This window comes from Bradyrhizobium sp. UNPA324 (assembly GCF_006658635.1).
Lineage (GTDB): Bacteria > Pseudomonadota > Alphaproteobacteria > Rhizobiales > Xanthobacteraceae > Bradyrhizobium > Bradyrhizobium nanningense.
This window is the reverse complement of record NZ_LFJD01000004.1, coordinates 4401478-4426874: the sequence shown is the minus strand read 5'-3', so window position 1 is coordinate 4426874 and position 25397 is coordinate 4401478. Positions and strand designations below refer to the sequence as shown.

Sequence of the window (25397 nt, the reverse complement as noted above, 5' to 3'; positions counted from 1 at the left end):
TCCCGTACCTATGCCGATTTTCAACCAGTCGATCCGGCGCAAGATCGTCGGCATCGCCCTCGGATTGATCGTCCTGATGCTGGTCACCTCGATCCTGTCGATGGTGATGTCGAGCCAGGTCGGTGTCCTGCTCGACGAGCTGACCAACCGCTACATTCCGGCCTATAGCCATCTGGCCCGCGCCAACATCCGCTCGCTGGAGCGGGGGCTGGCGCTGCGGCGGATGGTCATGACCAGGATGGAGGCCCCGTCGGACGAGGAGGCCTATGCGGCGCGCCTTCGCGACTTCGAGGAATCGGACCGCAAGATCGAGGAGGAGGCCGAGGCCGCGCGTACCCTCGTCAACGCGATCATCGACGACCCCAGAACCTATTCCGACAATGCCGCGCTGGGGCGGATCGATATCCGCATCGAGACCGCCGTCACCGAGCTGCGGCGCGATCTCAACGAGGACCATGCAAGGCTGCTCAAGCAGGTCGATGCCAAGCAGATGGCGGAGGCCCGCGGCACGCTGGAACACATCGACGTGCTGCGCGATCAGTTCAACCGGAAGGTCGATGCAATCCGCGCCGACATGCTGACGCAGGTGTTCTTCTCGACCTCGCAGGTGATCAGCCGCCAGCATCAGGCGATCGTCGTTTCGGGCGTCGTGACGTTGCTCGCGGCGATCGTCGGCTTTGTCTTTGCCCTTCTGGTGTCCAGCGGCATCACGCGCCCGGTGCGGCTGCTGCTCGCCGGCACCCGCGAGGTCGAGGCCGGCCGCTTCGACAAGACCATCACCGTCTCCACTCAGGACGAGATCGGCGAGCTCGCCGCGGCCTTCAACCGCATGACCGAGCAGCTCAGGCACAACGAGCGCATCCGCGAAACCTTTGGCCGCTACATCGATCCCAAGGTGGTGCAGGGGCTGATCGACCGGCCGGAGGTCGCGATCGACGGCGAGCGCCGGGTCATGACCATCATGTTCTGCGACATGAGCGGCTTCACCTCGATGAGCGAGGGCATGACGCCGCGCGGCCTCGTCAAGGTGATGAACCACTATTTCACGGTGATGTCCGCCCCCATCAGGAGCAATCGCGGCATCATCGACAAGTATATCGGCGATGCCATCATGTCCTATTGGGGCCCGCCCTTCATCGAGGATGACGAGCAGGCGCTCCTTGCCGGCATCGCGGCGATCGAGATGGCCGACCAGGTCCCCGCGCTGCAGCGCCAGCTGCCCGACCTGCTCGGCATCCGCGCCATGCCCGCGCCGTGCGACTTGCGGATCGGCATTGCCACCGGCGAGGTGCTGACCGGCAGCATCGGCTCCGAACTGATGATGAGCTTCACCGTGATGGGCGATGCCGTGAACCTGGCCTCGCGGCTGGAAGCCGTCAACAAGGTCTATGGCACCCGCATCCTGATCTCACAGGCCACCGCCGAAGCGATCGGATCGCGGCTCGAGCTGCGCGAGATCGATCGTCTGGCCGTCGCCGGCCAGACCGCGCCGCAGGCGATCTTCGAGGTGATGGCGAGGGCGGGCGCACTCACCGATGCGCAGGACAGCTTGCGTATGCACTATGTCGAAGCGCTCGCCGCCTATCGCGCCCGGCGCTTCGATGCGGCGCGTGCTGCCTTCAACGCGGCGCTCGAAGCCGTCCCCGGCGACGGCCCCTCGCTCACGATGCTCGGGCGCGTCGCGCAGTTCGAGGCGAGCCCGCCGGGCGAGGGATGGGACGGCGCCTGGCGCCTCGACAGCAAATAGGCTGCCGCACCGGAAAAATTGCTTCTGCTCGATAACGATGTTCGCCGTGACCTATTTCCCGGGCTTAGGTTGGATGTCCTTGAGGCGTCTGATGGGGACACGCCGATGCCAGAACTTCAGGATAGGCTGGAACGGTTCGAGACACTCACCGCCGAATGCGAGCTGATCGCCAAGCTCGCCACCGACAGCACCAAGCGCGAGTTCTATCTGAAGCTTTCGGAGCAGTACCGTCAGCTGGCGGTGGACATGCGGCAGGCGATCGCGACCAAGGCTGCGGCCTGAGGCCGGCAGCAATCCGTTCTTAAGATTTGGCGCGCATCCTTAGGCATGCGGGCGTCGCTGATCGGCGATGCCAGCGGTGGGAAGGCCGGGGCTCGCTGCAATGCAACGTGCCTCGTGAGTGCCATTTGCCATGCCTGACAGGGCGATTCCATGCGCCTCGTTGCCGTGATCATCATCGCGCTCATGACGGCGGCCTGCGACCAGGAGCAGGACATCACCGGCTCGACGCCGGTCTGCGCGCTGCGGAACTACAGCTACAACCCCCGCGACATGAACCAGTGCGTCAACGCCTGCAAAGCATGCGATCACGGCACCACCGTCACCTGCTCGACCTCCTGCACCCTCAAGGGCGCGCGCTGAGATCCCGACGCCTGCGGCGGCGGGAACGCGAGCCCGAGGTCGCCGGCTGATCGGGCGGAACTGACGGTGCTTGGGCACCGGAACGATTCACTTGGATTAATCATTGAAGGAGGCGGCAGGACGCGGAGTCCGATGGAAATGGGTATGCTCGATCCAGGTCGATTTCTGGTGTCGTGCTCGCATTGCGATGCCTGGCCGATGGCGGCCAATGTGAAGCGGTCGAACTGGTCGGCATCCCCGCATGAGGTCCGTTTTGTCTGCACGCGCTGCCGGCGCGAGGAAACCGCGATCGTCTCGGCCTCCGGCGAATTGACCCCGATCAAGCGCGTCGATGTTCCGCCACGCGATGTCGCTGTCGCCTGGGCGCAGGCCCAACGTTTGCGAGGGCGAACCTGAGCGGCCGGCACCCGTTTCGTGGACTTGCATTGGCCGGTGCGTCGATGCCGGCTCGCGGCGCCGACATCGATCGACCACTCGATTGACTCTCCGGTGGAACGACACGTAAATGATCGCGACGGTTCTCCCCATGGAGATCAAAAGGGAATGTGGTGCGGGAGGTCCCAACGCCGGGATTTGTCTCAACGCCACGGCTGCCCCCGCAACTGTAAGCGGTGAATCTTTCGTCCTGTGCCACTGGGAATCTCGGTCCTGGGAAGGCGACGCAAGGTAATGACCCGCGAGCCAGGAGACCTGCCGTCAGCCGTGGTCACACGCGAAGATGTCGGTCGGGGAGTACAGACATTGGCTTCACCGGAGCGGTTCATTGCTCCGCCGTGAAACCTCGTTCGCTGTGACGTGCCACTGACGTCATACCGAGGTTACAACATTGTCCCGTTTCGTCTCTGCCGTCCGGCGCCTCCGCGCTGGCCTGTTCGCGTCTGTCTCACTCCACTCGCTCGATCTATCCTCCGCCTCCGCCCAGCAGGCTCTTGCCGAGCAGTTGCCGCCGATCGAAGTGAGCAAGCCCGACGATCAGAACCGCACGCGGGCCAGAGCGATCGGTGAGGGCGACGCGACGAGGCCGCGGCGAACTGTGAATCTCGCGCCGGCAGGCGATGGCACCGGCTCATCCGGCTCGGAAGCTGTTGCCGCCAACAGCGGCATCATCGGGACCGCCACGACCGTCATCACGGCCGCGGATATCGCGCATTCGCCGTCGCAGACGCTTGCCGAGATCATCGCCGCGCAGACCCCGGGGGCCCAGATCACGACGTTCTATGGCGGCCAGATCGGCGCCAAGACCAGCGTGGACCTGCGTGGCTTCGGCGCCTTTGCCACCGCCAACACGCTGGTGCTGGTCAACGGCCGGCGGCTCAACGACGTCGACATGGCGCAGGTGGACCTCTCCACCATCCCGCTCCATTCGATCGAGCGTATCGAGGTCACGCGCGGAAATTCCGGAGCGGTGCTCTACGGCGACAACGCGGTCGGCGGCGTCATCAACATCGTCACCAAGACCGGAATCGGCGGACCGCCCGTGACGGCGCGCATCGAAGCCGGCTTCGGCTCGTTCAACACCAAGCTCGGCAACGTCTCGACCTCGCTCAATTCCGGTCCGTGGTCGACCTCGTTCTACGGTAATGCCGTCAGGACCGACGGCTATCGCGACAACAATCGCTATTCCCAGGAGAACGGCGTCGGCAATCTCAACTACACCACATCAGGCCTGACCGCTTTTCTTACCGTCACCGGCGACAATCAGGAGTTGCGACTGCCGGGCGGCCGCACCGTCGATCCCTCCATCGGCCTCGATGAGCTCAAGAGCAACCGCCGAGGGACCAGCACGCCGTTCAACCACGCCAACCAGCAGGGCTTTGGCGCGACAGCCGGCTTCGCCAAGACCCTGGTCAACGGCGTCGATCTCATCGTCGACGGCGGTGTGCGCGACAAGAAGCAGCAGAGTGCGTTCTTCTCCAGCCCGACGCCGGTTCCGGCCTTCTTCACGTCGACTTATGTCGATTCCAATCTGACGACATGGTCGATCACGCCGCGGCTCAGTGTGAAGAGCCTGCTGCTCGGCATGCCATCGCAGCTCCTGACCGGCATCGACTATTACGATGCGAGCTTTCAGCAGAACCGCGGCGCGGGGCAGCGGCTCGCCGCCTGGCACAATTACGACCTCAGGCAGCAGACGGTCGCGGGTTATGTCCAGCACACATTGGGGGTGCTGCCCACGACCGATGTCTCCTACGGCGCACGTGTGCAGAATGTCCGTCTTGAGGCACGCGACAATTTCGACGCGGCGGCGCCGTTCAACGCCGACATCGGCGCGCTGCCGCTGACGAGCGACGAGACCCAATATGCGCTGCATCTCGGGGCCGAACATCGCCTCAATGACACGGTCTCGCTGTTCGGCCGCGCCGCGCGCGCGTTCCGCACGCCTGACGTCGACGAGCGCCTGTCCTCGGGGCCTTCCTTCGATCCCCTGACCTTCGCGGCGATCCCGCAAACGTTCCAGCTCAAGACCCAGACCTCGCACGACATCGAGGGCGGTCTGCACATCAAGGGCGGGGGGCTGCAGCTGCAGAGCAGCCTCTATCTGATGGACCTCACCAACGAGGTCCATTTCAGCCCGGTCCTGTTCTACAACACCAATCTCGATCCGACCCGGCGCTACGGCTCGGAGACCAGCCTGTCCTATCGCGTCAACGAGGCCCTGCTGCTGCGCTCCGGCATGGCTTATACCCGCGCCGTCTTCCGCGAAGGCGTCTGGGCCGGCAACGACGTGCCGCTGGTGTCGCGCTATACGGCGAGTGCGGGTGTCACCTGGAACATCCGGCAGAATTATCTGGTGCTCGATGCCACCGCGCGCTTCTGGAGCGAACGGCGCATGGACAACGACCAGGCGGGCACCCAGAAGCCGATCCCGGCCAATGGCACGATCGACCTCAAGCTCAGCGGTCAGTATGAGCGCTATTTCTGGTCGCTCAGCGTCAACAATGTGCTGAATGCACTTTACTACGACTATGCCATCGCCAGCACCTTCACGGACGGCCGTTTCAGCGCCTATCCGCTGCCCGGCCGCACCTATCTGCTCAAGGCCGGCGCTACGTTCTGATCAAGGCTTTCACCTCGCCAGGGCCGTCGCACGCCCTCAAATGGACTGGAATTCGAAGAAGGAGATCACTCATGCCTCTTAGCATCATGACTCTTAGCATCATGACTCGCGGCATCCTGCCGTCTCGCGGCGACGGCTGCCGGATTCACCCGGTCGCGCCGCGCCTTGCGCCGATGTTCTGCTTTGCGCTGCTGACCGCATCATGCGCGCTTGCAAGCTTCGCATTTGCCTGTGCGACGCCGTTTGCGGCCTTCGCGGTCGTTGCCGCGGCGATGCTGCCGCTGCGCCCGGCGCTGCTCGTCGTCACCGGCGCCTGGCTGGTCAACCAGACCATCGGTTTCAGCGCGCTGCATTATCCCATCGACGGCAGCACGATCGCCTGGGGCTTCGTCATCGGCGCGGCTGCGCTTGTGTCGACCGCCGCGGCGTCGGCCGTCCTCCGCATGCTGCCGCAGGGCCGCACGCCGCCGATGATGATGGTCGCGCTCGTCGCCGCCTACGGGACTTACGAGCTCGCGCTGCTTGCCGCGACGCCGGTCCTCGGCGGAGAGGGCGCTTTCACCCTCGCCATCGTCTTGCGCATTGGGCTGACCAGCGCCGTCTGGCTGGCCGGCCTCGTCGCCGTCTGCGAGATCGTCCGCCTGATCGATCCGTTCGGGCGGAAGGGCGCAATGTCGGCCTGAGCGATCTGCAGTTACACACGTGGTGTCATCGCCCGGTTCAACCGGGCGATCCAGTATTCCAGTGGCGCCAGCGATAGAACCGAGAGGCCGCGGCGTACTGGATTCCCCGCCTTCGCGGGGAATGACAGCGTCACTTGGAGAAGCAAGCTGACGCCTCAAACGCCGTCATTGCGAGGAGCCCTTGCGACGAAGCAATCCAGAATCCCTCCGCGGAAGGATTCTGGATTGCTTCCGCCTTCGCCAAGGCTTCGGCGGACAAGTCGCTTCGCTCGCAATGACGAGCAGGAGAAAGCGCGCGGCCACACTCACTCTCATGCCCCGGACGCAGCGCAGCGCTCCTTCAGCGGTGCGCTGCTGAGCCGGGGCCCATCCATCCGCATCGTGCCGTGTCGCCCTGGGTCCCGGCTCTGCACCGCAACGCTCAAAGCGTTGCGGCTGGTCCGGGACACGAGCGGAGCCGGCGATGAACAGTTGCGCCCCCGAGGTCGTCTCGACCAGGCTGTGCTCAGGTCGCCCAGCCCATGCCGGCTAAATATTCGGCAATCATGCCCGCTGGCGCCGATGGACTTGCCCGCCGCAATCCGGTTCAATGGACCGATCGAGCTTTAGGCGACAACGATGTCGAGATATCTGCTGATCCTGCTGCTACTGGCCTCACCGGCGGCCGCGCAGGTCAAGATGACGGCGAAGACCGCGGCCGGACGTCAGGATCCCTGTGCTCCGATCGGGCGTACCGCAGACGGCAAGCTGGTCTACTCCATGGCATGCGAAAACCTGCCGGCACCGCTGCCGCCGCCGCAGGCGGAGCTGAAGGAGGCGCTGCAGCCTGCCGCCGAGCCGGAACCGGAGACGCGGCGGAGCGGCATTTTCGGCTGGTCCTACGACCGCAGGTGATGCGGCTGCGCCACTTGCGCGAAGCCGCCGGGAGTGCTCTTGCTTGAGAGCTTCCGGGGCCCACAGGCCCCGATCCAGAGAGATGAGATGAGCAAACTCGTTATCCGAGCCGGCGATTTCACCTTCGATGCCCGCTTCGAGGAGCAGCTGGCACCCAAGACCGTCGCGGCCTTTCGCAAGTCACTGCCGTTCGAAAGCCACATCATCCATGTGCGCTGGAGTGGCGAGGGCGTGTGGATGCCGCTCGGCGATCTCGATTTCGGCGTCGGCTACGAGAACCACACCAGCTATCCCGCGCCCGGCCAGATCATTCTCTATCCCGGCGGCATCAGCGAGACCGAGATCCTGCTGGCCTATGGCAGCGTGCATTTCGCGAGCAAGATGGGCCAGCTCGCCGGCAACCATTTCATCACGCTGACCTCTGGCCTGGAGAATCTCGCGCCGCTGGGCAAGAGTGTGCTGTGGAAGGGCGCCCTGCCGATCCGCTTCGAGGAAGTCTAAGTGACCGATACAAGCTACCCGCGCGATCTCCGCGGTTACGGCCGCAACCCGCCGCACCCGCGATGGCCCGGCGATGCCCGAGTCGCGGTGCAGTTCGTCGTCAATTTCGAGGAGGGCGGCGAGAACAACATCCTGCATGGCGACCGCGCCTCGGAAGCGTTTCTGTCCGACGTGCTCGGCGCGCAGCCTTGGCCCGGCCAGCGCCACGCCAATATCGAATCCATGTTCGAATACGGCTCGCGCGCCGGCTTCTGGCGGCTGTGGCGGATCTTCACCGCGCGCAACTGGCCGACCACGGTGTTCGGCGTCGCCACCGCGCTGAAGCGCAATCCCGAGATCGTCGCGGCGATGAAGGAAGCGGGCTGGGATATCGCCAGCCACAGCCTGAAATGGATCGAGCACAAGGACATGACCGAGGCGCAGGAGCGCGCCGAGATCGCGGAGGCGATCCGCGTCCATACCGAAGCCACCGGCGCGCGTCCACTCGGCTGGTACACCGGACGCTCCTCGATCAACACCAACCGTCTGCTGATGGAAGAGGGCGGCTTCCGCTATCTCTGCGACTCCTATGCCGACGATCTGCCGTACTGGGTCAAGGGTGCGAGCGGCAAGCAGCTCGTCATTCCCTATACGCTTGACGCCAACGACATGCGGTTCATCAACCCGCAGGGCTTTGCTGAAGGCGAGCAGTTCTTCACTTACCTCAAGGACGCCTTCGACGTGCTCTATGCCGAAGGCGAGACCGCGCCGAAGATGATGTCGGTCGGTCTGCACTGCCGCCTCTCCGGCCGGCCGGGCCGCGCTGCGGGCCTGATCCGCTTCCTCGACTATATCGCCAAGCACGAGCGCGTCTGGGTGCCGACGCGATTGCAGATCGCGCAGCACTGGCACGCCAGGCACGCGCATCTTGCCGCCGACGCATTTGAGATCGGTTGACGATGCCGCAGATCTCTCTGTCCGATCTCAATGCCGCTGCCAAGGCCGATTTCGTTGCCGCGCTCGCCAACGTCGTCGAATATTCGCCGTGGATCGCCGAGCAGCTCGCCGACAAGCGGCCGTTCGCCGGCATCAACCAGTTGCATGCGGCGCTGATGGCGGCGATCCAGAGCGCCGACCCCGATGTGCAGCTGGCGCTGATCCGGGCGCATCCGGATCTCGCCGGCAAGACCCAGCGTGCCGCGGGGCTCACGGCGGAATCGACTGCCGAGCAGAACAGCGCCGGCCTCGACCGGCTGTCGGATGCCGAATATGCCGCGTTCGAGCGTGTCAACGACGCCTATCGCGACAAGTTCGGCTTCCCCTATATCGTCTGCGTGCGCCGGCACACCCGGGATTCCGTGCTGCACGATTTCGAGATCCGGTTGCGCAATATCGCCAAGACCGAGACGCGCCGTGCGATCGAGGAGATCGGCCGTATCTCGGCGCTGCGGCTCGATCAGCTCGTCATTGCCGACGACAAGTTGAAGGTGCATGGCCGGTTGTCGACGCATGTGCTGGACAATCACATTGGTAAGCCCGCGGCCGGCATTCCGGTGGAGCTCGTGGAGTTCTCCGCGCTTGGCGACAACCGCGTCATCGCGCGCGCGGTCACCAATGCGGACGGCCGCACTGATCAGCCGCTGATCGGCGGCCGCCCGCTGCCGATCGGCCGCTACGAGCTCAGATTCAGCGTTGCCGGATACTACGCCGAGCGCAACGTGCAGCTCGCCGACCCGCCGTTCCTCGACGAAATCCCGCTGCGCTTTTCGATCAGCGAGCCGGAAGGGCACTATCACGTGCCGCTATTGGTCACGCCGTGGAGCTATTCGACCTATCGCGGCAGCTAGCCCCCAAACTTGTCGAGCAGGTCCGGAAACAGCCGGTCCGGCTTGAATGGCGGCGCCGTGAATCGGATGCCGGTGGCATCGGCAATGGCGTTGCCGAGCGCGGCGGCGACCGGATTGTACGGACTCTCGCTCATCGACTTCGCCCCCAGCGGGCCGATGGTGTCGGACGTCTCGGCGAAGAACACCTCGGTGCGCGGCACGTCGGCGAAAGAGGGCAGGTGGTAGTCGCGGAATTTCGCGTTGATGACGCGGCCCTCGGCGTCGATCACCATCTCCTCGTAGAGCGCGGCGCCGAGCGCCTGCGCGACGCCGCCTTCGACCTGACCGCGGCATTGCGTGGGATTGGCGATGACGCCCGCATCCGCGGCATGCACGCTCCTGAGAATCCTGAGCTCGCCGGTGCCCTTGTTCACGGCGACGCGAAAACCCTGCACGTTGAAGCTGACCGACCGCGGCGTGCCGCTGGAATTGCCGCTGCTTGCGAACGGCTGTCCACGTTCACGCGCGAGCTTCGCCAACTCGGTAAAGGGCATGCGACGAACGCCGCTGACGACGGCGTTGTCCTCGAGCACACAGGTCCCGATGTCACACAGCCACGCGCTGGCGGCGGCTGCCTTCAGCTCGGCCGCGAGCTGCATGGAAGCGGCATGCGTCGCCTTGCCGGCGACGAAGGTGCCCGCGCTGCCATAGGCGCCGGTGTCATGGCCGCCATGGGCAGTATCGGATTGGCGCAGGCGGATTCGGTCGACGGTGGTCGCCAGCGTGGTCGCCGCGATCTGCCGGTGTACGGTGCTGGTGCCGTTGCCGAACTCGGCCGTGCCGACAGTGAGGTCGAAACCGCCGTCCTCGTTGAGCGCGATCACAGCGTCGGCGATGTGCCCGGCCGGCGGCACGGTGTCGATCATGGTCAGCGCGATACCGTCGCCGATCAGCCATTCCGGCGACAGGTCCGGCTGGGGACCATCGGCTTGCATGGTGCGCTCGACGAGGTCGAGACACTGGTCGAGCCCGTAAGAACCGTAGACCACGTCGTGATATTCGGACGGCGGCGGCGACAGCATCGAGTCACCGGGCTTGACGACGTTGCGCCGGCGCATCTCGTAGGGGCTGATGCCGAGTTGCCGCGCAAGCTCGTCGATTGCGGCTTCCACGGCGATCAGCGCCTGCGGCAGGCCGTAACCGCGAAACGCGCCCGCTGGCACCGTGTTGGTGTAGACGGCGACGCCATCGACCCGCTTGTTCGGACAGTTGTAGACGCTGATGGACTCGGCCAGCGCATGGAGCATCACGGGGCCGGCGTGATTGCCGTAAGCGCCGGTGTTGGAGAGCACATCAAGCTGGAGCGCGGTGAGCTTGCCGTCGGCGTCGGCGCCCGCCTTGATGTGGATCCGCATCGGGTGCCGCGTCGAGGTCGCGATGAATTGCTCCTCGCGGGTGAACTCCAGCTTCACAGGTTGTCCGGTCTTCAGCGCAGCGAGGGCCAGAATGTCCTCGGCGAACATCTCCTGCTTGCTGCCGAAGCCGCCGCCGACGCGCTCGCAGAACACGCGAACCTGGTCCAAGGGAAGCTGGAAGATGTCCGACAGCGCGCGCCGGGTCAGGAACGGCACCTGCGTCGAGGTGCGGACATTGAGCACGCCCGCTTCATCGAGCCAGGCGAGGCCGCCATGCGTCTCCAGGGCTGCATGCTGCACGCGATGGCTGTGGAAGGTGGCTTCGTAGGTGACGGCGGACGTGGCGAGCGCTGCTGCGACATCGCCGTACTCGCCATGCGTCTCCGCAGCAAGGTTGCGCTGGGAATCGGCGATGCGGTTCGCGGTGGTTCGATCAGGATGAATGATGGGTGCGCCCGGTGCCATCGCTTGCTCGGGATCGATCAGCGCCGGCAGAATCTCGTACTTGACCTTGATCCGCCGGCAGGCCTCCTCGGCGGCGGCTTCGCTCTCGGCGACGATGGCGGCAACCCGCTGCCCGACGAAGCGGACGACGTCGTCGAGAACACGGGTGTCCTCGGGATCCATCCAGTCCTTCTCGTGCCGCGCGGTCGAGATCAGGACCGACGGTGCATCCTCGTGCGTCAGCACCGCGTGCACGCCGGGAACGCTCAGCGCTTCGGACTTGTCGATCGCGACGATCCTGGCATGGGCATGAGGCGATCGCGCCAGCTTGATATGGAGTAGGCCGTCGATCGCGGTGTCGAACGTGTAGCGCGCCGTGCCGCGGACGATATCGGGGCCTGCCGGCGCCGGCAGGCTGCGGCCGAAGGCTGCTCCGGCCTCGACGTTCGCCTCGACATTGGACTTGCCGAGCAGGGCATCCTCGATCGTGCGATAGCCGGTGCAGCGGCAGATGTTGCCCTTCAGCGCCGCGCCGAGATCGGCGCGTTGGGCCTGGTTCAGTGAGGCACAGGTCAGGATCATGCCAGCTGTGCAGAAGCCGCACTGAAAACCCTGCGCGTCGAGGAAGGCCTGGTGCATCGGATGCGTGCCGTGGTCTCCGCCAAGACCTTCGATCGTGGTCACAGGGCGTCCCTCGGCCCGGAACGCCGGGATCAGGCAGCTATGCACCGGCTCGCCGTCGAGCAGCACGGTGCAGGCGCCGCAGTCGCCGGCATCGCAGCCCTTTTTCACGCCGAAATGGCCGAGCTCGCGCAGGAACGTGCGCAGGCATTGGCCGGCGCGCGGCTCCTGCGCAAATGTCTTGCCGTTGATCTCGAAACTCACGGCGTTGCTCCCAAGAGCTCGCGGCGAATCTCCTCGGCGAGCCGCAGTGTCATGTACTTGCGCCAGAGCGGCTGGCCGTGGAGGTCGGTATGGTACAGATCGTCCGTGATCTGCTGTGCGATTGCCTCGCGCAGGGCGTTCGCATCCGGGGCGCCGCGAAAGGACAGCTGGATCGGCCGCACCGTCGATGCGGTCACCGTGAGCGTCAGCATGCCATCGCTATCGAGACTGCCGATCAGCAGCGCCGCCGAGCGGCCGACCGGTGCCAGCGAGATCTGGCGAAATGCCGTGCGGCGTTTCAATGCGACAATCGGAATATCGATCTGGCGAAGCAGGTCACCCGGCGTCAGGCGATTGCGCTGGTTGCCGGTGACGAAGTCGATGACCGGAATCTTCTGCTCGCCGCCACCGGCCTTCCAGATGGTGCAGATGCCGTCGAGCGCGGAGGTGAGCGAGATCATCGGCCCTGCCGGCAGCGACATGCAGAGATTGCCGCCGACCGTCGCGGTCTTCCAGATCTTGAACGAGGCGAGAAAAGCCCGGCAGCACTGTCCGATCTGCGGCGCTGCGAGCCAGTCGGGCGGGCAGGCTAAACCATCGAGCTGGGCGATGGTGCAAGTCGCGGCGATGCTGAGATGGCCCTCGGTGACCGTCAGCGCCGGCCATTTCAGATCGGTGAGATCGATCAGCCGTGTCAGGTGGGTTTGCGGTTCCGAGAACAGCCAGGTGCCGCCTGCGAGCCAAGCATCCCCTGCCGTCCAAACCGGCAGCTGTGTGCGCGTTTGCGGATGGGCGACCGCTGTGATGGTATTCAAGTCCATGGCTGCGCCCACGCTTGCGTCGGGTGAATCGTCCAACAGAAAGTCTTGCAAGACTGGAGCCAAGTCGCAAGAAGAAGTCGAAATGACGAGTCGCGGCAAGACCGCGATCGGACCCGCCTCCGCCTTGCGGTCCCGTCGTCAGCGAATGTGAGGAGAAGCGGGATCATGAGCGATGCAAGGCCGATCTGGATCAGGGATCCCCTGGCCATCCTCGCCGACGGTGCCGAGCGTGGGATTGTGGTGACGAACGGCCGGATCGTCGAGTTGGTGCCGGCCGGCGGCACGCCTGCGACCGCTGATGTCGCGGTGCTCGATGCGAGCGAACACGTCGTGCTGCCGGGCCTGATCAATACCCATCATCACTTCTACCAGACGCTGACGCGGGCGGTGCCGGCGGCGATGGACCGCGAGCTGTTCCCCTGGCTCCAGGCGCTTTATCCGGTGTGGGCGCAGCTGACGCCTGACGCGCTCGAGCTCGGTGTCAGCGTGGCGATGTCCGAGCTTCTGCTGTCGGGCTGCACCACTACGACGGATCACCATTACGTCTTCCCGGCAGGGCTCGAGGACGCCGTGGATATCGAGGTCGGCGTTGCAAAGCGGCTCGGCATGCGCGTGCTGCTGACGCGTGGTTCGATGAACCTGTCGCAGCGCGACGGCGGCCTGCCACCCGACAGCGTGGTGCAGGACGAGGATACGATTCTCGTCGACAGCGCGCGCCTGGTTGCAAAGCATCATCAGCGCGGTCCGGACGCCATGGTGCAGATTGCGCTGGCGCCGTGCTCGCCGTTCTCGGTGACGTCCTCCCTGATGCGCGCCACCGCCGATCTCGCCGGCAAGCTCGATGTGCGTCTGCATACCCACCTCGCCGAGACCGAGGACGAGAACAAGTTCTGCGAGCAGATATATGGCTGCCGTCCGCTCGACTATCTCGAACAATGCGGCTGGCTCAATGCGCGAACCTGGCTCGCCCATGGAATCTTCTTCAACGCGGACGAGATGAAACGGCTTGGCAAGGCGAGGACGACCATCAGCCATTGCGCGTGCAGCAACCAATTGCTTGCCTCCGGCTGCTGTCCGGTCTGCGAGATGGAGGAGGCCGGCGTCGGTATCGGCATCGGCGTCGACGGCTCGGCCTCCAACGACGGCTCGAACCTGATGCAGGAGGTTCGCGCCGCCTTCCTGCTGCAACGAGCGCGCTATGGCGTGACCAAGGTCAGCCACAAGGATGCGCTGCGGTGGGCCACCAAGGGCTCAGCGGCCTGCGTCGGCCGGCCGGAACTCGGCGAGATCGCCGTCGGCAAGGCCGCCGATCTCGCGCTGTTCAAGCTCGATGAGCTGCGCTTCTCCGGCCATGGCGATCCCCTGGCCGCGCTGGTGCTGTGCGGAGCGCATCGGGCCGACCGGGTGATGGTGGCAGGACAATGGGCCGTGATCGACGGTGCGATCCCGGGCCTCGATGTCGCCGATCTCATCCGCCGCCACGGTTCCGCGGCGCGGGCCATGCAGGCGGGATAGGGGCTGAATTGAAAGAGGGGGCGACCACAAGTGCCGGGTGCTTCTGGCCACCCCCTCCGAACCTCCTCCGGGAGGAGCAGGTGATCTGGTCAAAGCAAGAAGCGTGCTACTTGCCCGGCAGCTTGTCGTCGATGCCCTTGACGTAGAAATTCATGCCGAGGATCTGGCCGTCGTCGAGATGTTCGCCGCCCTTGCACTCCACCGGCTTGCCGTCCTGCCCAACGATCGGGCACTTGAACGGATGCAGCTTGCCTGCCGTGATCGCGGCCTGGGCATCCTCCGCCAGTTTCTTCACCTCGTCGGGCATGTTGGTATAGGGCGCCATCGCGAACATGTGGCTGTCGAGGCCGCCCCAGCTGTCCTCGGACTTCCACGTGCCGGCGAGCTCGGCCTTGACGCGCTCGATGTAATAGGAGCCCCAGGTGTCGAGGATCGAGGTGAGCTGGGTCTTCGGCCCGAACTTGATCATCTCGGAATCCTGGCCGAAGGCCAGCTTTCCGCGTTCGCTGGCGATCTGCATCGCGGCAGGCGAATCCGTGTGCTGCATGATCACGTCGGCGCCCTGATCGATCAACGCCTTGGCGGCGTCGGCCTCCTTGCCGGGGTCGAACCAGGTGTTGGCCCAGATGATCTTGACCTTGATGTTCGGGTTGATGGTCTGCGCCGCCAGCATCGTCGCGTTGATGCCGGAGACGACCTCGGGAATCGGGAACGAGCCGATATAGCCGAGCACGCCCGACTTCGACATCTTGGCGGCGATCAGGCCTTGAATGTAGCGGCCCTGATACCACCTGGCCGAATAGGTCGACATGTTCGGGTTGCGTTTGTATCCGGTGGCGTGCTCGAAATGCACGTTCGGATATTTCTTGGCGACCTTCAGCGTCGGGTCCATGTAGCCGAACGACGTCGTGAAGATCAGCTTGTTGCCGGCGCGGACGAGCTGCTCGATCGAGCGTTCGGCGTCGGGACCTTCAGGCACGTTCTCGAGATAGGTGGTCTCGATCTTGTCGCCCAATTCCTTCACCAGAGCCTGGCGCGCGAGATCGTGCTGATAGGTCCACCCCAGGTCTCCGATCGGGCCCAGATAGATGAAGCCGACCTTGAGCTTGTCGGCGGCCGAGGCGGCACCGATGCTCCCGGCGAGCAAGAGTGTGGCGGCCAGCGCAAGAAGTGATTTCCTCATCATCGATCTCCAAACATCAGGGGAAAGCCACGATCCGCAACGCGCGCGCCCCATCGCGCCCGTCGCGAAAATAAAATTCAGCGGTCAGGCACGAACACGGTCCCGAGCGCGGCCGGTGCGGTCGAGCCGCCGCTGCGCGCGCGCGAGAGCAGAACCAGAACGACGATGGTCGCGAGATAAGGCAGCGCCGACATGAATTGCGAGGGAATGCCAACGCCCCAGCCTTGTGCATGCAGCTGCAGGATCGTCACCGCACCGAACAGATAGGCACCGACCACGAGCCGGCCTGGCCGCCATGACGAGAACACCACCAGCGCCAGCGCGATCCAGCCACGGCCCGCAGTCATGCCGGGGATGAAGAACGGCGTATAGGCGAGCGGCAAATAGGCCCCGGCGAGCCCGGCACAGGCGCCGCCAAACATCACGGCGAGGGTGCGGATGCGCAGCACGGGATAGCCGAGCGCATGGGCGGAGACATGGTTGTCGCCGCAGGCGCGCAGGATCAGCCCCCTGCGCGTGTGATACAGGAACCACCAGACACCGACGAGGAGTGCAATGGAGAAGTAGACGAAGCCGTCTTCGCCGAACAGCACGCGGCCGACCAGCGGGATATCGGTGAGGCCGGGAATGGAGAGATGAACTGCCGGCGTGATCCGCTCGCCGACAAAGCCGGCACCGATCAGTCCGGACAGCCCGACGCCGAGGATGGTCAACGCGAGGCCCGTCGCGACCTGGTTGACGGCGAGCCCGAGCGCCATCAATGCGAAGAACAGCGACATCATCGTGCCTGCGACGATGCCGAACAGCGCGCCAATGAAGATCGATCCAGTGAGCCAGGCGCCGGCAAAGCCGCAGGCCGCGCCGACGATCATCATGCCCTCGACGCCGAGGTTGAGCACGCCGGAGCGCTCGGTCACGAGCTCTCCGGTCGCCGCGATCAGGAGCGGAGTCGAGGCGGCGAGCACCGAAAGGATGATGGCTTCAACCAGCTCCACTGGTCACCTGTCGGTTTGGGAACACCAGCTTGAAGCGATAGAGGATCAGGGAATCGCAGGCGAGCACGTAGAACAGCAGAATGCCCTGAAAAACCTTGGTGACGTCCAACGGGATCTTCATTGTGATCTGCGCCTGCTCGCCGCCGATAAAGGTCAAGGCAAGGAAAAGGCCTGCAATTAATATTCCAAGCGGGTTCAGCCGGCCGAGGAAGGCAACGATGATCGCCGTAAAACCGTAGCCCGGGGAGATGCCAGGCTGGAGATGGCCGACGGGACCTGCAACCTCGATGATGCCGGCGAGGCCCGCGAGCGCGCCTGATACCGCGAAGGTCAGGATGATCAGCCGATCGGCTTTGAAGCCGCCGAACCGCGCCGCGCGGGGGGCTGCGCCGACGACGCGGATCTCAAAACCCTTGATGGTTCGCCCGAGCAGGATTGCGGCTGCCGCCACGACAAGAAGCGCGAGGATGGAGCCGAAATGAAGCCGGCCGCCCTCGATCAGCAGCGGGACGGTCGCCACCGGGTCGAACTCGGCCGTGGTCGGGAAGTTGAAGCCGTGCGGATCGCGCCAGGGTCCGCGCACGAGATAGTCGAGGAAGAGGTCGGCGACATAGACCAGCATCAGGCTGGTCAGGATCTCGCTGGCCCCGAACTTCACCTTGCAGATCGCCGGGATCAGCGCATACAGCGCACCTGCAGCGGCGGCAAGGACAAGCATGACGGGCAGCACCCAGGCGCCGGCGTCGGTGCCTTGCGTCCTCACGGCGATCCAGCTTCCGGCCACCGCGCCGATCAGGAATTGGCCTTCGGCGCCGATGTTCCAGGCATTGGCGAGATAGCACAGCGACAGCCCGATCGCGATCATCACCAGCGGCGTCGCCTTTACCGCGATCTCCTGGAGCGAATAGCCGTCGGTCAAGGGCGCGATGAAATAGGCGTGCAAGGCGAGCAGCGGATTCTTGCCGAGGATCGCGAACAGGATGACCATGGTCGCGATCGTGAGGCCGATCGCAATCAGCGGCGAGACCAGCGCGATCGTGCCAGAGCGCTCGGCGCGCTTCTCAAGCACCAACTGCATGTGCGGCCTCCTTCGGCTCCAGGCTGCTGCCGCCCATGAGAAGACCGAGCTTTTCGCGCGTCGCCTCGCTCGCGGCGAGCGGCGCTGATAACCTGCCGTGGAAAATCACGGCGATACGGTCGGCGATCTCGGCGAGTTCGTCCAGATCCTGGCTGGTCACGAGCACGGCGGCACCCGCGGTCGCGAGATCAAGCAGCGCCTGGCGAATGACGGCGGCGGCTCCGGCGTCGACGCCCCAGGTCGGCTGGCTCACGACCAACACCGCGGGGTTGCGCAGGATCTCGCGTCCCACGATGAATTTCTGCAAATTGCCGCCGGAGAGGGATGCTGCTTCGGGATCGCGCTTGGCCTTGCGGACGTCGAACGTCTCGGTTGCACGGTCGACGGTCTTCAGCGCGGCGGCGGTGTTGATGAAGCCGCGATGGACCATGCCGCTCGCGGCATGTCCGGTGAGCAGCGCGTTCTCCGAGAGTTTCATACGCGGCGCCGTGCCGTGGCCGAGCCGCTCCTCGGGAACGAAGGCGGCCCCGAGCTTGCGCCGCTCCGTGATCGAAAGGTGGCCGGCGGCAATGCCTTCGATCACCACGGTGCCCGGGTCCTTCGACAATCGCTCACCGGACAGCGCGGCGAACAATTCGTCCTGGCCGTTGCCGGCGACGCCGGCGATACCCAGGATCTCGCCGCCCTTCAGTTCGAACGAGATGTGCTCGAGCCGCACGCCATGGGCTTCGCCAGGTGCGAGCGACAGATCATTGACGACGAGCCGCGGGACGGTGGTCGTCCGGCCTGCCGCCGCCTTCACCTCCTTGATCTCTCCGCCGACCATCATGCGCGCGAGCGAAGCGGCGGTCTCGCGCCGGGGATCGCAGGTCTCGACCTTCCTGCCGCCGCGCAGAATCGTAGCGGTATCGCAGAGCCGCTTCACCTCCTCGAGCTTGTGGCTGATGTAGAGAATGGCGCGGCCTTCGGCCCTGAGGCGTTCCAGCACGATGAAGAGCTGGTCGGCTTCCTGCGGTGTCAGGACGGCGGTGGGCTCGTCCAGGATCAGGAATTTCGGGTCCTGCATCAGCGCACGGACGATCTCGATGCGCTGGCGTTCGCCGACCGACAATTGCCAGACCTCGCGCTTGGGATCGAGCGGAAGGCCGTAAGTCTTCGACACCTGCGCCAGCCGCGCGGACATGTCGTTGAAGGATTCCCGACCATCGAGGCCGAGCGCGACGTTCTCGGCGACCGTGAGATTGTCGAACAGCGAGAAGTGCTGAAATACCATGCCGATGCCGCGCTTGCGCGCTTCCGAGGGGCCGGACAGCACGATTCGTTTGCCCTGCCAGCGAATCTCGCCGGCACTGGGCTGGATCAGCCCGTAGATCGCCTTGACCAGCGTCGACTTACCGGCCCCATTTTCACCAAGCAGCGCGTGGATTTCGCCGGGCCAGATATCGATGTCGATGGAATCGTTGGCGAGGAAATCGCCATAACGTTTGGTGAGCCCGATCGTCCGCAGCAGCGGGGACTCGCCGAAATTCAGGCCGTCAGGTGTCGAATCCAACATTCGCTAATGCGCTTGCATGGGTGAAGTGTCTCGATAGTGGTCCAGTTTGAACGCCGGCGTAAGGTGTGAAAATGCGTCATCCCTTGCTCAACGCTTTGGCAGGCGCCGGGTGGCGGTGCGCTTGCTCTCGCCGGAGGAAGATCCGGGGCTCAAGCGCCCTCGCATTGCCCTGCGGCGCGGTTTCCGCGGGCGCCTGTTGCAGATTTGTGACGGTCTAAGCCAAATCGGAACCCGCTATGCAGACGTGACGCCGCAGTGAGCAAAGTTGCGCCATCACGCCGACGCACTGCGGATCGACGCAACATCGGCTCCCAACCATCGCGCTCGGCAATCGCCGCTCGATATAAAAGAAGAGCGAAATCAAACGGGAATGTCCGGCAATAGCCGGCTTCGCCTTGCCGCATGCTCCGGTGAGGTGGCGCGCAAAAACCTTCTAATTTCACGATAGAAAGCCCGCTTCTTGCCAAAACAAGCGGCATGCATTGAAAAAAGTTGAGGCTTCTCCCTCCGGGAGATCGGCGCAAGTCTCGCACCCAAGGGCGTTCATTGACGTGTCCAAACTTGGGGGTATTCAGGATGTTGTTTCGTTTCAGGGCAATTGCAGCCGCGGCGCTGTCAGTTGCTACGCTCGCCACCGGTGGCCTGGCTCGGGCCGCGGACTTGCCGGTCAAGGCTGCCAAGAAGGCGCAGGACCTTCCGTTCTTCCTGGTGATCGATAACCGCGTCACCTTCTCGTACATCTTCAACGCCTCTCAGCCCGGTGCGTGGTCGTTCCGGCCGGATGGGTCGATCGACAGCAAGACCACCAAGCAGGTCTACTCGTTCACGCATTTCGATCTCTGGGCATACGGCACGAACTTCTTCACCATCTCAATGTTCAAGTCCGATCACAATGACCCGGCCGGACCCTGCACCAACGCGGGCACGATCTTCGGCGCGCCGGCATCGTGCGCGGGTGCGACCGAAATCTATGGCCTGTTCCGCTCGACCTTCGGCTGGAACGAGATCTTCGACACCAAGGCTTTCAGTGCGGGGCCGCTGCACAACATCTCGTTCGAGGTCGGCATGGATGCCAATACCGAAAACAGGTATTTCGGCGCCGCCAAGCGCGACGTCGTCGGCGGTCTGCAGTTTGCGTTCGATCTGCCCTACAAGGGTTACGTCAACGTCGCGCCGCTCGTGTATTGGGAGTTCGCCAATCACAACTCATTCAGCCAGTGCGGCCTGTTCGGTGCGGGCGTTCCCGGCGTCACGTGTCTTGCGGACGGCAACACGTCGTTCAAGCCAACCTGGGCGGTTGAAGTCAATTACTACATGGACCTCGGCTTCCTGCCGCCGAACATGCAATATTTCTCGATCAGCGGCCGCGCCGGCTGGTACGGCAAGAAGGGCACCGACACCGAACCGCTTCCATATAGCCCGGCGAACGGCGTCTATAATACAGCGGTCGAGTTGAATTCGGAGCCCATCCGCCTGACCTTCGATGCCTCGAAGGCCGCCTGGGGCGACAAGTACTCCCACTTCGTGGACGTCTGGGTGGCTTACCGCTACTGGCAAAACAAGTTCGGTCTCGATCACAACCTTGCCGTCGGCTGTACCACCTCCGTCGGTGGCCGGACGGTGAGCACGGGGTCCTGCACTGAGTCCTCGCTCTATTCCGGTATCACCGTGAAGTTCTGATCGGTTGAGGTCGAAAGGTTCGGATGGCGCCGCGTCGAAATGCGCGGCACCATTCGCGCTTGCCAAGAGGGCTCTCGTAGGGTGGGCAAAGCGAAGCGTGCCCACCATTTCTGCTGCGGTGTTGGGATAGATGGTGGGCACGGCGCAAGCGCGCCTTTGCGCACCCTACGGTAGCGGTTGTTCAAACATCTACTTCGTCCACACGCCGTCGTGCAGCGCTTCGGCTTCGTGCTCGAGCAGTGGGCCAACGACCTCGGTCGGCCGCTGGCCGCTGGCAAAGACTTCGCGGCACGGCAGATCGAGGGTCGGATTCTCCGGATGGTTGCCGGTGACGCCGCGCAGGCGATGCTCGCTGAGGCCATAGACGACGCGGCCGATGCCGGCCCAGTAGATCGCGCCGGCACACATCGCGCAGGGCTCTGCCGAGGAATAGAGCGTCGCTGTTGCCAGCACCTCGCGGCTGAGCGCGCGGCAGGCCTGGGTGGCCGCCAGACGTTCGGCATGCGCGGTGCCGTCGTGATCCGGCATGTAACCGTTCTCGGCCTCGATCAGGACCTTGTCCCCGGCGACGACGATACAGCCGAAGGGATGATTGCCATGGGTGAGGGAGCGGCGCGCGACACCGAAGGACAGACGCAGAAAGTGTTCGTCGCGTTCCATCGAGCCTCCTCGGTCAGTGTCGCTCCGTGCGCCGGCCCACCACGGCGAGATCGGTCTCACTAGCCCAAGCTTGATACACGAACTCACCGTGGAACAGCACCGCTAACCACGCGCTGGTTGCGGCAGGACGGCGGCTGCCGCGGGAAGGACTGCCCGGGGCAGGTTGATGCAAGCCGGAGGCCGACACGTCATCTGGAAGAAATACGAATCAGCCATGCTTTGGGAGGTGGCCGCACCATTGGGAGTGACCCTAGCCCACACATGAATAGCGATATCTCGTTGTCCTCAGATCGCGGAAATCGATTTTACCAGGGGGTGGCTGCGACCTTCTTCGCCAACGCCCTCCAGGCGGTCAATTTTCTCGGGGATCGATTCCTGAGAAGATCGCATCATTCGTTATCGACCATCGAGGACCTCTACCGGCACGCGATGGACAGCGCCTTTTCGGTGACCGAGGCCTTCCTCGTCACGGGCGCGCCGCACGCGTCCGCCTATTACCCGCGCGATTTCGCCTGGTTCTATCCTGATGTTCTCGACGGAGAAACCATCATGGATGCGCAGGACGCGGTGCGGCGGGCGCGGCTGCTCGACAAGAGCATCCGCTTGTTGCTGGAGGCGGTTCGCGCCGACGTCGTCACGACGACCATCGTCCCGGCCGGGCGCGGTCGATATCTCGGTGTGAATTATTTCTCACGTCCGTCGGATACTCTGCTCGGCATTCTGGCCGGCCTGCAGCAGATGATCTCCGCCGATCAAAAGGCGCCGTTCTATTTGGCGATGTCACAATGCGCGCATGCCGGCCGCCTGCTGCTGGCCGAATATGGCGGTGACCTGAAACGTGCGATCCTCAAGCTCGCAAGCGAGCTCGAGCCGTTCGAGCATGACGGCACCTCCTATTTGCTGTGTGACGCAAGTGGCCCTCGCTCCGCCGCTACGGATACCCGCGCCGAGCGCCGGCGCTTCGTGACCAATGCCTGCGTCCATACGACCTTCGTGTGGAGCGTGCAGCTCGGAATCGTCGACGAGAACGAGCTGAAGCGGCTGCTCGAGCGCGACCTCGTGCAGTACAAGAAAGATCTGCTCCGTCTGTTCGGCCGGAACGGATACATCAGGCATTCTCTGGACGGTCCGGAGGGCCCGCCGGCGTCCTCGGTCGCGCTGGATTTCGTCAGCATGCATTGCGGCTTCTGGAATCTGAACGATGCGAGCGAGCGGGCTCTGTTCGCGGCCACGGCGGATCTGATCATCGCGGAGCCGCGCTTTCGCATACCCAGCACGTTCCACTTCCTGGTGTCCGCGGATAATCCGCGGAACAAGATGATCCACAAGATCGCGGCTCCTGCCTACCAGGGACGTTCCTCCTGGCCGACGTTCAACGTCGAATTTGCGGATCGCATGCTGGACTATGACGAATTCTCGGGCAGCGATACTTACCGGTCCTGCGCCCAGGGAATATTGAAGGACATACGGACCGCGACCGAGCTGCACGGCGGTTATCAGGAGCTGATCTCCGAGCAGGGTCTGAAATATCGCACCTGGGCCTACAAAGGCGCGGTGGCTCACTCCTGGTTTCCGCGCTTCCTGTCGGTCTGGAGGAGGGCGTACGGATCGCCGCTCCTGCAGTGGAACGAGTGACCTGCGCGGCGACATGCCGGCAGGGAATGTCGCAAATTGATCGGCGAACCTGTCACGCCACGAGATCCAGCAAGCGGCAGGAGCCGCGCACGAGCACCTTGCGCCCGGCCGGCGTTATCGCAGGTACACCGTCGTTGATGGCAACGAGGCCAAGCTCGACGAGACCTTCGACGAGATAGGACTTCGAGAGGCGACCGTTCGACAGCGGGTTACGAAGTGTACGCAGCGCTTCCCACTGGTCCGGCGCAAGTTCGAAGTCGAAATCGTTGCTCATGTTGCCTCAAGAGATCGTGCCGCTCGCGCCTCTGTTAGCGAGGCTGCATGAAGACCATGCGACGACAATGAGTCGGGAATTCGGTGGGTTGTTTAGAACGTCTCTTCACAAATTGCCGCACTTCGTTGCGACACGCGAGATAGATCGCTTGACCGCGAAGTTCGTCCCGTGGCTCGATCACTAATTGATGATCCGCAGTTGATGCTGCGCTGCGAGCTACCGCAGTGCACGGGAAGTGTCACTGTCCCATGATGCGTCGCGATAGGCACGGAAATCATAAGGCAAGCTATCCCGGACTCTGCTAGGTTGTTTCCTGGGGAATGACTTCACGCGACCGGAGTGGCGTGCATGAACAGGCTGGTTGAAATTCGCAGTCAGGAATCCCTGTGCCGAGAGCGTGCGGCGCGCGATTTTAATCGCCGGCTGTTCTGGCTCGCGCAAGCCGAGGAATGGGAGCGGCGCGCGCTCGACGAAATTGCCTATCACTTCCGGGAGTGTAACGTCGGCCAGGCGGAGCTTGCGCGCAACTGAGGTTGGCCGCGAGCCGGACCTACTGGTAAGTCGCCACGATATCCGACACGGCGCGCTCGAGCTGTTGCGCGGTGGCGCATTGGCGCACGACGGTGCAGAAGGTCGCGTAACGCGGCATCTCGGAATCGCCAAAGCCCCAGGCAAGCCGTCCTTCGGGATTGAGCCAGACCAGCCGCTTCGAGCGTTCGGAGATGCGGCGCAGGATGTCGGCGCGCGGGTCGAGATTGTTGCTGCGGGCATCGCCGAGCATGATCACCGTGGTCCGCGGCGTCAGCGCGCTCATAAAGTCCTTCTCGAAATCGATCAGCGAAGAGCCGTAGTCGGACGAGCCGAAGCCGACCTTGGACATGATCTCGGCCATCGCCTCTTCCGGCGATTTCGTCTCCAGGATGTCGCTGACCTCGATCAGATGCGAGGAGAAGGCGAAGGAGCGGACGTCGTCGACCACTTCATGCAAGGAGTGGATCAGGAGCAGGAAGAAATCCGAGACCTGGGCGACCGAGCCGGAGACGTCGCAGAGCGCCACGATCTTCGGCCGGTCGCGATGCTTGCGTTTCCACGCCGTGAGGAAGGGCACGCCGCCCCACGCCGCGTTGCGGCGCAGCGTGCGGCGCACGTCGAGATGGCCGCGGCGCTGGCGCTTGCGCGGCTTGGAATAGCGCTCGCGCAGGCGGCGCGCGATCTGGCGGATGAGGGCGCGCATCTCGGCGACCTGGCGCCGCTCGATGCGGGCAAGCGGCGCGTTGCGCAGAATCTCGTTGCGGAGATTTTCAGCCTCCTCGCGGGCATAGAGCGCAAGTCCCTGCGAGACCGTGTCGCGCACTGCCTCGCGCAAGGCGTCGAGCGCGGCGCGCAGACGCTCGGCCAGCGCGGGATCGGTCGCAGTGAGCCGGTCGAGATCGTCGCGCAGGCGCTGGAGGCCTATGGCGTCGAGGATGCGGCTGGAGAAGATGCCGCGCTGGGTGGAGTAGCGGATGTCAGACAGGGAGGCCGTACCGGAGGCGCTGGCGATGGCGGCTGCGATCGCATTGCGGTCCTGCGACAGCAGCATCTGCGCAAGTGGACCCAAACCCTCGGGAGCCTGACCTTCGCCCGGCTCGCTGGCCGAGCTGGAGGAGGGCGACTGATCTGCGTCCTGCGATGCGCCGTCGTTGCTCGTCTCAGGCTGATCCTGCCGCGGCTCCGGCCGACTGAAGAAGAGATCGAAACAGTCGCCGAGCGCGAGCTTCTCGTCCTGCGACTTGGCAAGCGTCAGCAGCAGCGCGTCGCGCAGCACGGCACGGTCGGAGATGCCGACTTGCGCGACCGCGCGCATCGCATCGATGCTTTCGGCGGGCGAAACGTGAACGCCGACGCCCCGCGCTGCCCGAAAGAAACGATGGAGGTTATCGCGCAT

Annotated in this window: 23 protein-coding genes and 1 riboswitch; of the genes, 14 read left to right on the top strand and 9 right to left on the bottom strand. The window is 64.4% G+C overall.

Going from position 1 to position 25397, the window contains the following annotated elements:
- Window positions 1-10 precede the first annotated feature (10 nt).
- The 10 genes from UNPA324_RS21290 to uraD all read left to right on the top strand — a co-directional run bounded on the left by UNPA324_RS21290 (window position 11) and on the right by uraD (window position 9351).
- On the top strand, window positions 11-1747 hold the full coding sequence (locus UNPA324_RS21290) for an adenylate/guanylate cyclase domain-containing protein (RefSeq protein ID WP_128919406.1): 1737 nt from the start codon (window positions 11-13) through the stop codon (window positions 1745-1747).
- 105 nt (window positions 1748-1852) lie between these two features.
- Complete coding sequence (locus UNPA324_RS35225) at window positions 1853-2029, top strand: hypothetical protein (protein WP_164936251.1); 177 nt, start codon at window positions 1853-1855, stop codon at window positions 2027-2029.
- A gap of 150 nt (window positions 2030-2179) precedes the next feature.
- Window positions 2180-2389 carry a hypothetical protein gene (locus tag UNPA324_RS21285; RefSeq protein ID WP_128919407.1) on the top strand — a complete coding sequence of 70 codons (210 nt, stop codon included), beginning with the start codon at window positions 2180-2182 and terminating at the stop codon, window positions 2387-2389.
- Window positions 2390-2533: 144 nt separating this feature from the next.
- Window positions 2534-2785, top strand: coding sequence for a hypothetical protein (locus UNPA324_RS21280; RefSeq protein WP_245471875.1), 252 nt, complete (start codon window positions 2534-2536; stop codon window positions 2783-2785).
- A gap of 102 nt (window positions 2786-2887) precedes the next feature.
- Window positions 2888-3101: riboswitch (cobalamin riboswitch) on the top strand.
- A 114-nt stretch (window positions 3102-3215) separates the two neighbouring features.
- On the top strand, window positions 3216-5447 hold the full coding sequence (locus tag UNPA324_RS21275; protein ID WP_141935790.1) for a TonB-dependent receptor: 2232 nt from the start codon (window positions 3216-3218) through the stop codon (window positions 5445-5447).
- A gap of 101 nt (window positions 5448-5548) precedes the next feature.
- Window positions 5549-6130: a hypothetical protein gene (locus UNPA324_RS21270; protein WP_141938953.1), complete on the top strand. Its 582-nt coding sequence runs from the start codon at window positions 5549-5551 to the stop codon at window positions 6128-6130.
- A gap of 618 nt (window positions 6131-6748) precedes the next feature.
- Window positions 6749-7024, top strand: coding sequence for a hypothetical protein (locus UNPA324_RS21265; RefSeq protein ID WP_141935788.1), 276 nt, complete (start codon window positions 6749-6751; stop codon window positions 7022-7024).
- A gap of 87 nt (window positions 7025-7111) precedes the next feature.
- A complete protein-coding gene (locus UNPA324_RS21260) occupies window positions 7112-7525 on the top strand; it encodes a DUF3830 family protein (protein WP_141935787.1) in 414 nt (137 codons plus the stop codon).
- Window positions 7526-8461: an allantoinase PuuE gene (gene puuE, locus UNPA324_RS21255; RefSeq protein WP_128919812.1), complete on the top strand. Its 936-nt coding sequence runs from the start codon at window positions 7526-7528 to the stop codon at window positions 8459-8461. It abuts the gene before it with no gap.
- 2 nt (window positions 8462-8463) lie between these two features.
- Window positions 8464-9351, top strand: a complete 888-nt coding sequence (gene uraD, locus UNPA324_RS21250; protein ID WP_141935785.1) for a 2-oxo-4-hydroxy-4-carboxy-5-ureidoimidazoline decarboxylase — start codon at window positions 8464-8466, stop codon at window positions 9349-9351.
- On the opposite strand, the gene UNPA324_RS21245 is transcribed toward uraD, so the two are convergent.
- Entirely contained in the window at window positions 9348-12074 is a 2727-nt protein-coding gene (locus UNPA324_RS21245) for a molybdopterin-dependent oxidoreductase (RefSeq protein ID WP_141935783.1), read from the bottom strand. The genes uraD and UNPA324_RS21245 overlap by 4 nt on opposite strands.
- Complete coding sequence (locus tag UNPA324_RS21240) at window positions 12071-12895, bottom strand: FAD binding domain-containing protein (protein WP_128919815.1); 825 nt, start codon at window positions 12893-12895, stop codon at window positions 12071-12073. Before UNPA324_RS21240 ends, UNPA324_RS21245 begins: the two co-directional genes overlap by 4 nt.
- 165 nt (window positions 12896-13060) lie before the next feature.
- Between UNPA324_RS21240 and UNPA324_RS21235 the strand changes: the two genes are divergently transcribed.
- Window positions 13061-14410 carry an 8-oxoguanine deaminase gene (locus UNPA324_RS21235; RefSeq protein ID WP_181769464.1) on the top strand — a complete coding sequence of 450 codons (1350 nt, stop codon included), beginning with the start codon at window positions 13061-13063 and terminating at the stop codon, window positions 14408-14410.
- Window positions 14411-14516: 106 nt separating this feature from the next.
- Here UNPA324_RS21235 and UNPA324_RS21230 read toward each other — a convergent pair whose 3' ends face one another.
- The 4 genes from UNPA324_RS21230 to UNPA324_RS21215 form a co-directional block, all read right to left on the bottom strand.
- Window positions 14517-15593 (bottom strand): BMP family ABC transporter substrate-binding protein, encoded by a 1077-nt coding sequence (locus UNPA324_RS21230; RefSeq protein WP_164936300.1) that lies wholly within the window; start codon window positions 15591-15593, stop codon window positions 14517-14519.
- Between the two features lie 77 nt (window positions 15594-15670).
- On the bottom strand, window positions 15671-16588 hold the full coding sequence (locus tag UNPA324_RS21225) for an ABC transporter permease (protein WP_141935779.1): 918 nt from the start codon (window positions 16586-16588) through the stop codon (window positions 15671-15673).
- On the bottom strand, window positions 16575-17666 hold the full coding sequence (locus UNPA324_RS21220; RefSeq protein ID WP_128919819.1) for an ABC transporter permease: 1092 nt from the start codon (window positions 17664-17666) through the stop codon (window positions 16575-16577). The genes UNPA324_RS21225 and UNPA324_RS21220 overlap by 14 nt, the downstream gene beginning before the upstream one ends.
- Window positions 17650-19221, bottom strand: coding sequence for an ABC transporter ATP-binding protein (locus UNPA324_RS21215; protein WP_128919820.1), 1572 nt, complete (start codon window positions 19219-19221; stop codon window positions 17650-17652). Before UNPA324_RS21215 ends, UNPA324_RS21220 begins: the two co-directional genes overlap by 17 nt.
- A 576-nt stretch (window positions 19222-19797) precedes the next feature.
- Here UNPA324_RS21215 and UNPA324_RS21210 point away from each other — a divergent pair.
- Window positions 19798-20901, top strand: a complete 1104-nt coding sequence (locus UNPA324_RS21210) for a hypothetical protein (RefSeq protein WP_128919821.1) — start codon at window positions 19798-19800, stop codon at window positions 20899-20901.
- Between the two features lie 189 nt (window positions 20902-21090).
- Here the strand turns inward: UNPA324_RS21210 and UNPA324_RS21205 are convergent, their stop codons facing one another.
- Window positions 21091-21561, bottom strand: coding sequence for a nucleoside deaminase (locus tag UNPA324_RS21205; protein ID WP_128919822.1), 471 nt, complete (start codon window positions 21559-21561; stop codon window positions 21091-21093).
- Window positions 21562-21822: 261 nt separating this feature from the next.
- On the opposite strand from UNPA324_RS21205, the gene UNPA324_RS21200 reads away from it, so the two are divergent.
- The gene (locus tag UNPA324_RS21200) at window positions 21823-23196 is read left to right on the top strand and encodes a hypothetical protein (protein ID WP_128919823.1); all 1374 of its coding nucleotides are present in this window, start codon (window positions 21823-21825) and stop codon (window positions 23194-23196) included.
- A 52-nt stretch (window positions 23197-23248) separates the two neighbouring features.
- Here UNPA324_RS21200 and UNPA324_RS21195 read toward each other — a convergent pair whose 3' ends face one another.
- A complete protein-coding gene (locus UNPA324_RS21195; RefSeq protein ID WP_141935777.1) occupies window positions 23249-23470 on the bottom strand; it encodes a hypothetical protein in 222 nt (73 codons plus the stop codon).
- Window positions 23471-23818: 348 nt separating this feature from the next.
- On the opposite strand from UNPA324_RS21195, the gene UNPA324_RS21190 reads away from it, so the two are divergent.
- Window positions 23819-24001: a hypothetical protein gene (locus tag UNPA324_RS21190; protein WP_128919825.1), complete on the top strand. Its 183-nt coding sequence runs from the start codon at window positions 23819-23821 to the stop codon at window positions 23999-24001.
- Window positions 24002-24020: 19 nt separating this feature from the next.
- Here the strand turns inward: UNPA324_RS21190 and UNPA324_RS21185 are convergent, their stop codons facing one another.
- Window positions 24021-25397, bottom strand: a complete 1377-nt coding sequence (locus tag UNPA324_RS21185) for a vWA domain-containing protein (RefSeq protein WP_141935775.1) — start codon at window positions 25395-25397, stop codon at window positions 24021-24023.

What these genes read in the sequence shown, in the direction of transcription:
- UNPA324_RS21290 (WP_128919406.1), top strand. Translation starts at nt 11, where the DNA reads ATGCCGATTTTCAACCAGTCGATCCGGCGCAAGATCGTCGGCATCGCC.
- UNPA324_RS35225 (WP_164936251.1), top strand. Translation starts at nt 1,853, where the DNA reads ATGCCAGAACTTCAGGATAGGCTGGAACGGTTCGAGACACTCACCGCC.
- UNPA324_RS21285 (WP_128919407.1), top strand. Translation starts at nt 2,180, where the DNA reads ATGCGCCTCGTTGCCGTGATCATCATCGCGCTCATGACGGCGGCCTGC.
- UNPA324_RS21280 (WP_245471875.1), top strand. Translation starts at nt 2,534, where the DNA reads ATGCTCGATCCAGGTCGATTTCTGGTGTCGTGCTCGCATTGCGATGCC.
- UNPA324_RS21270 (WP_141938953.1), top strand. Translation starts at nt 5,549, where the DNA reads ATGACTCGCGGCATCCTGCCGTCTCGCGGCGACGGCTGCCGGATTCAC.
- UNPA324_RS21265 (WP_141935788.1), top strand. Translation starts at nt 6,749, where the DNA reads ATGTCGAGATATCTGCTGATCCTGCTGCTACTGGCCTCACCGGCGGCC.
- UNPA324_RS21260 (WP_141935787.1), top strand. Translation starts at nt 7,112, where the DNA reads ATGAGCAAACTCGTTATCCGAGCCGGCGATTTCACCTTCGATGCCCGC.
- uraD (WP_141935785.1), top strand. Translation starts at nt 8,464, where the DNA reads ATGCCGCAGATCTCTCTGTCCGATCTCAATGCCGCTGCCAAGGCCGAT.
- UNPA324_RS21240 (WP_128919815.1), bottom strand. Translation starts at nt 12,895, where the DNA reads ATGGACTTGAATACCATCACAGCGGTCGCCCATCCGCAAACGCGCACA.
- UNPA324_RS21235 (WP_181769464.1), top strand. Translation starts at nt 13,061, where the DNA reads ATGAGCGATGCAAGGCCGATCTGGATCAGGGATCCCCTGGCCATCCTC.
- UNPA324_RS21230 (WP_164936300.1), bottom strand. Translation starts at nt 15,593, where the DNA reads ATGAGGAAATCACTTCTTGCGCTGGCCGCCACACTCTTGCTCGCCGGG.
- UNPA324_RS21220 (WP_128919819.1), bottom strand. Translation starts at nt 17,666, where the DNA reads ATGCAGTTGGTGCTTGAGAAGCGCGCCGAGCGCTCTGGCACGATCGCG.
- UNPA324_RS21215 (WP_128919820.1), bottom strand. Translation starts at nt 19,221, where the DNA reads ATGTTGGATTCGACACCTGACGGCCTGAATTTCGGCGAGTCCCCGCTG.
- UNPA324_RS21210 (WP_128919821.1), top strand. Translation starts at nt 19,798, where the DNA reads ATGTTGTTTCGTTTCAGGGCAATTGCAGCCGCGGCGCTGTCAGTTGCT.
- UNPA324_RS21205 (WP_128919822.1), bottom strand. Translation starts at nt 21,561, where the DNA reads ATGGAACGCGACGAACACTTTCTGCGTCTGTCCTTCGGTGTCGCGCGC.
- UNPA324_RS21200 (WP_128919823.1), top strand. Translation starts at nt 21,823, where the DNA reads ATGAATAGCGATATCTCGTTGTCCTCAGATCGCGGAAATCGATTTTAC.
- UNPA324_RS21195 (WP_141935777.1), bottom strand. Translation starts at nt 23,470, where the DNA reads ATGAGCAACGATTTCGACTTCGAACTTGCGCCGGACCAGTGGGAAGCG.
- UNPA324_RS21190 (WP_128919825.1), top strand. Translation starts at nt 23,819, where the DNA reads ATGAACAGGCTGGTTGAAATTCGCAGTCAGGAATCCCTGTGCCGAGAG.
- UNPA324_RS21185 (WP_141935775.1), bottom strand. Translation starts at nt 25,397, where the DNA reads ATGCGCGATAACCTCCATCGTTTCTTTCGGGCAGCGCGGGGCGTCGGC.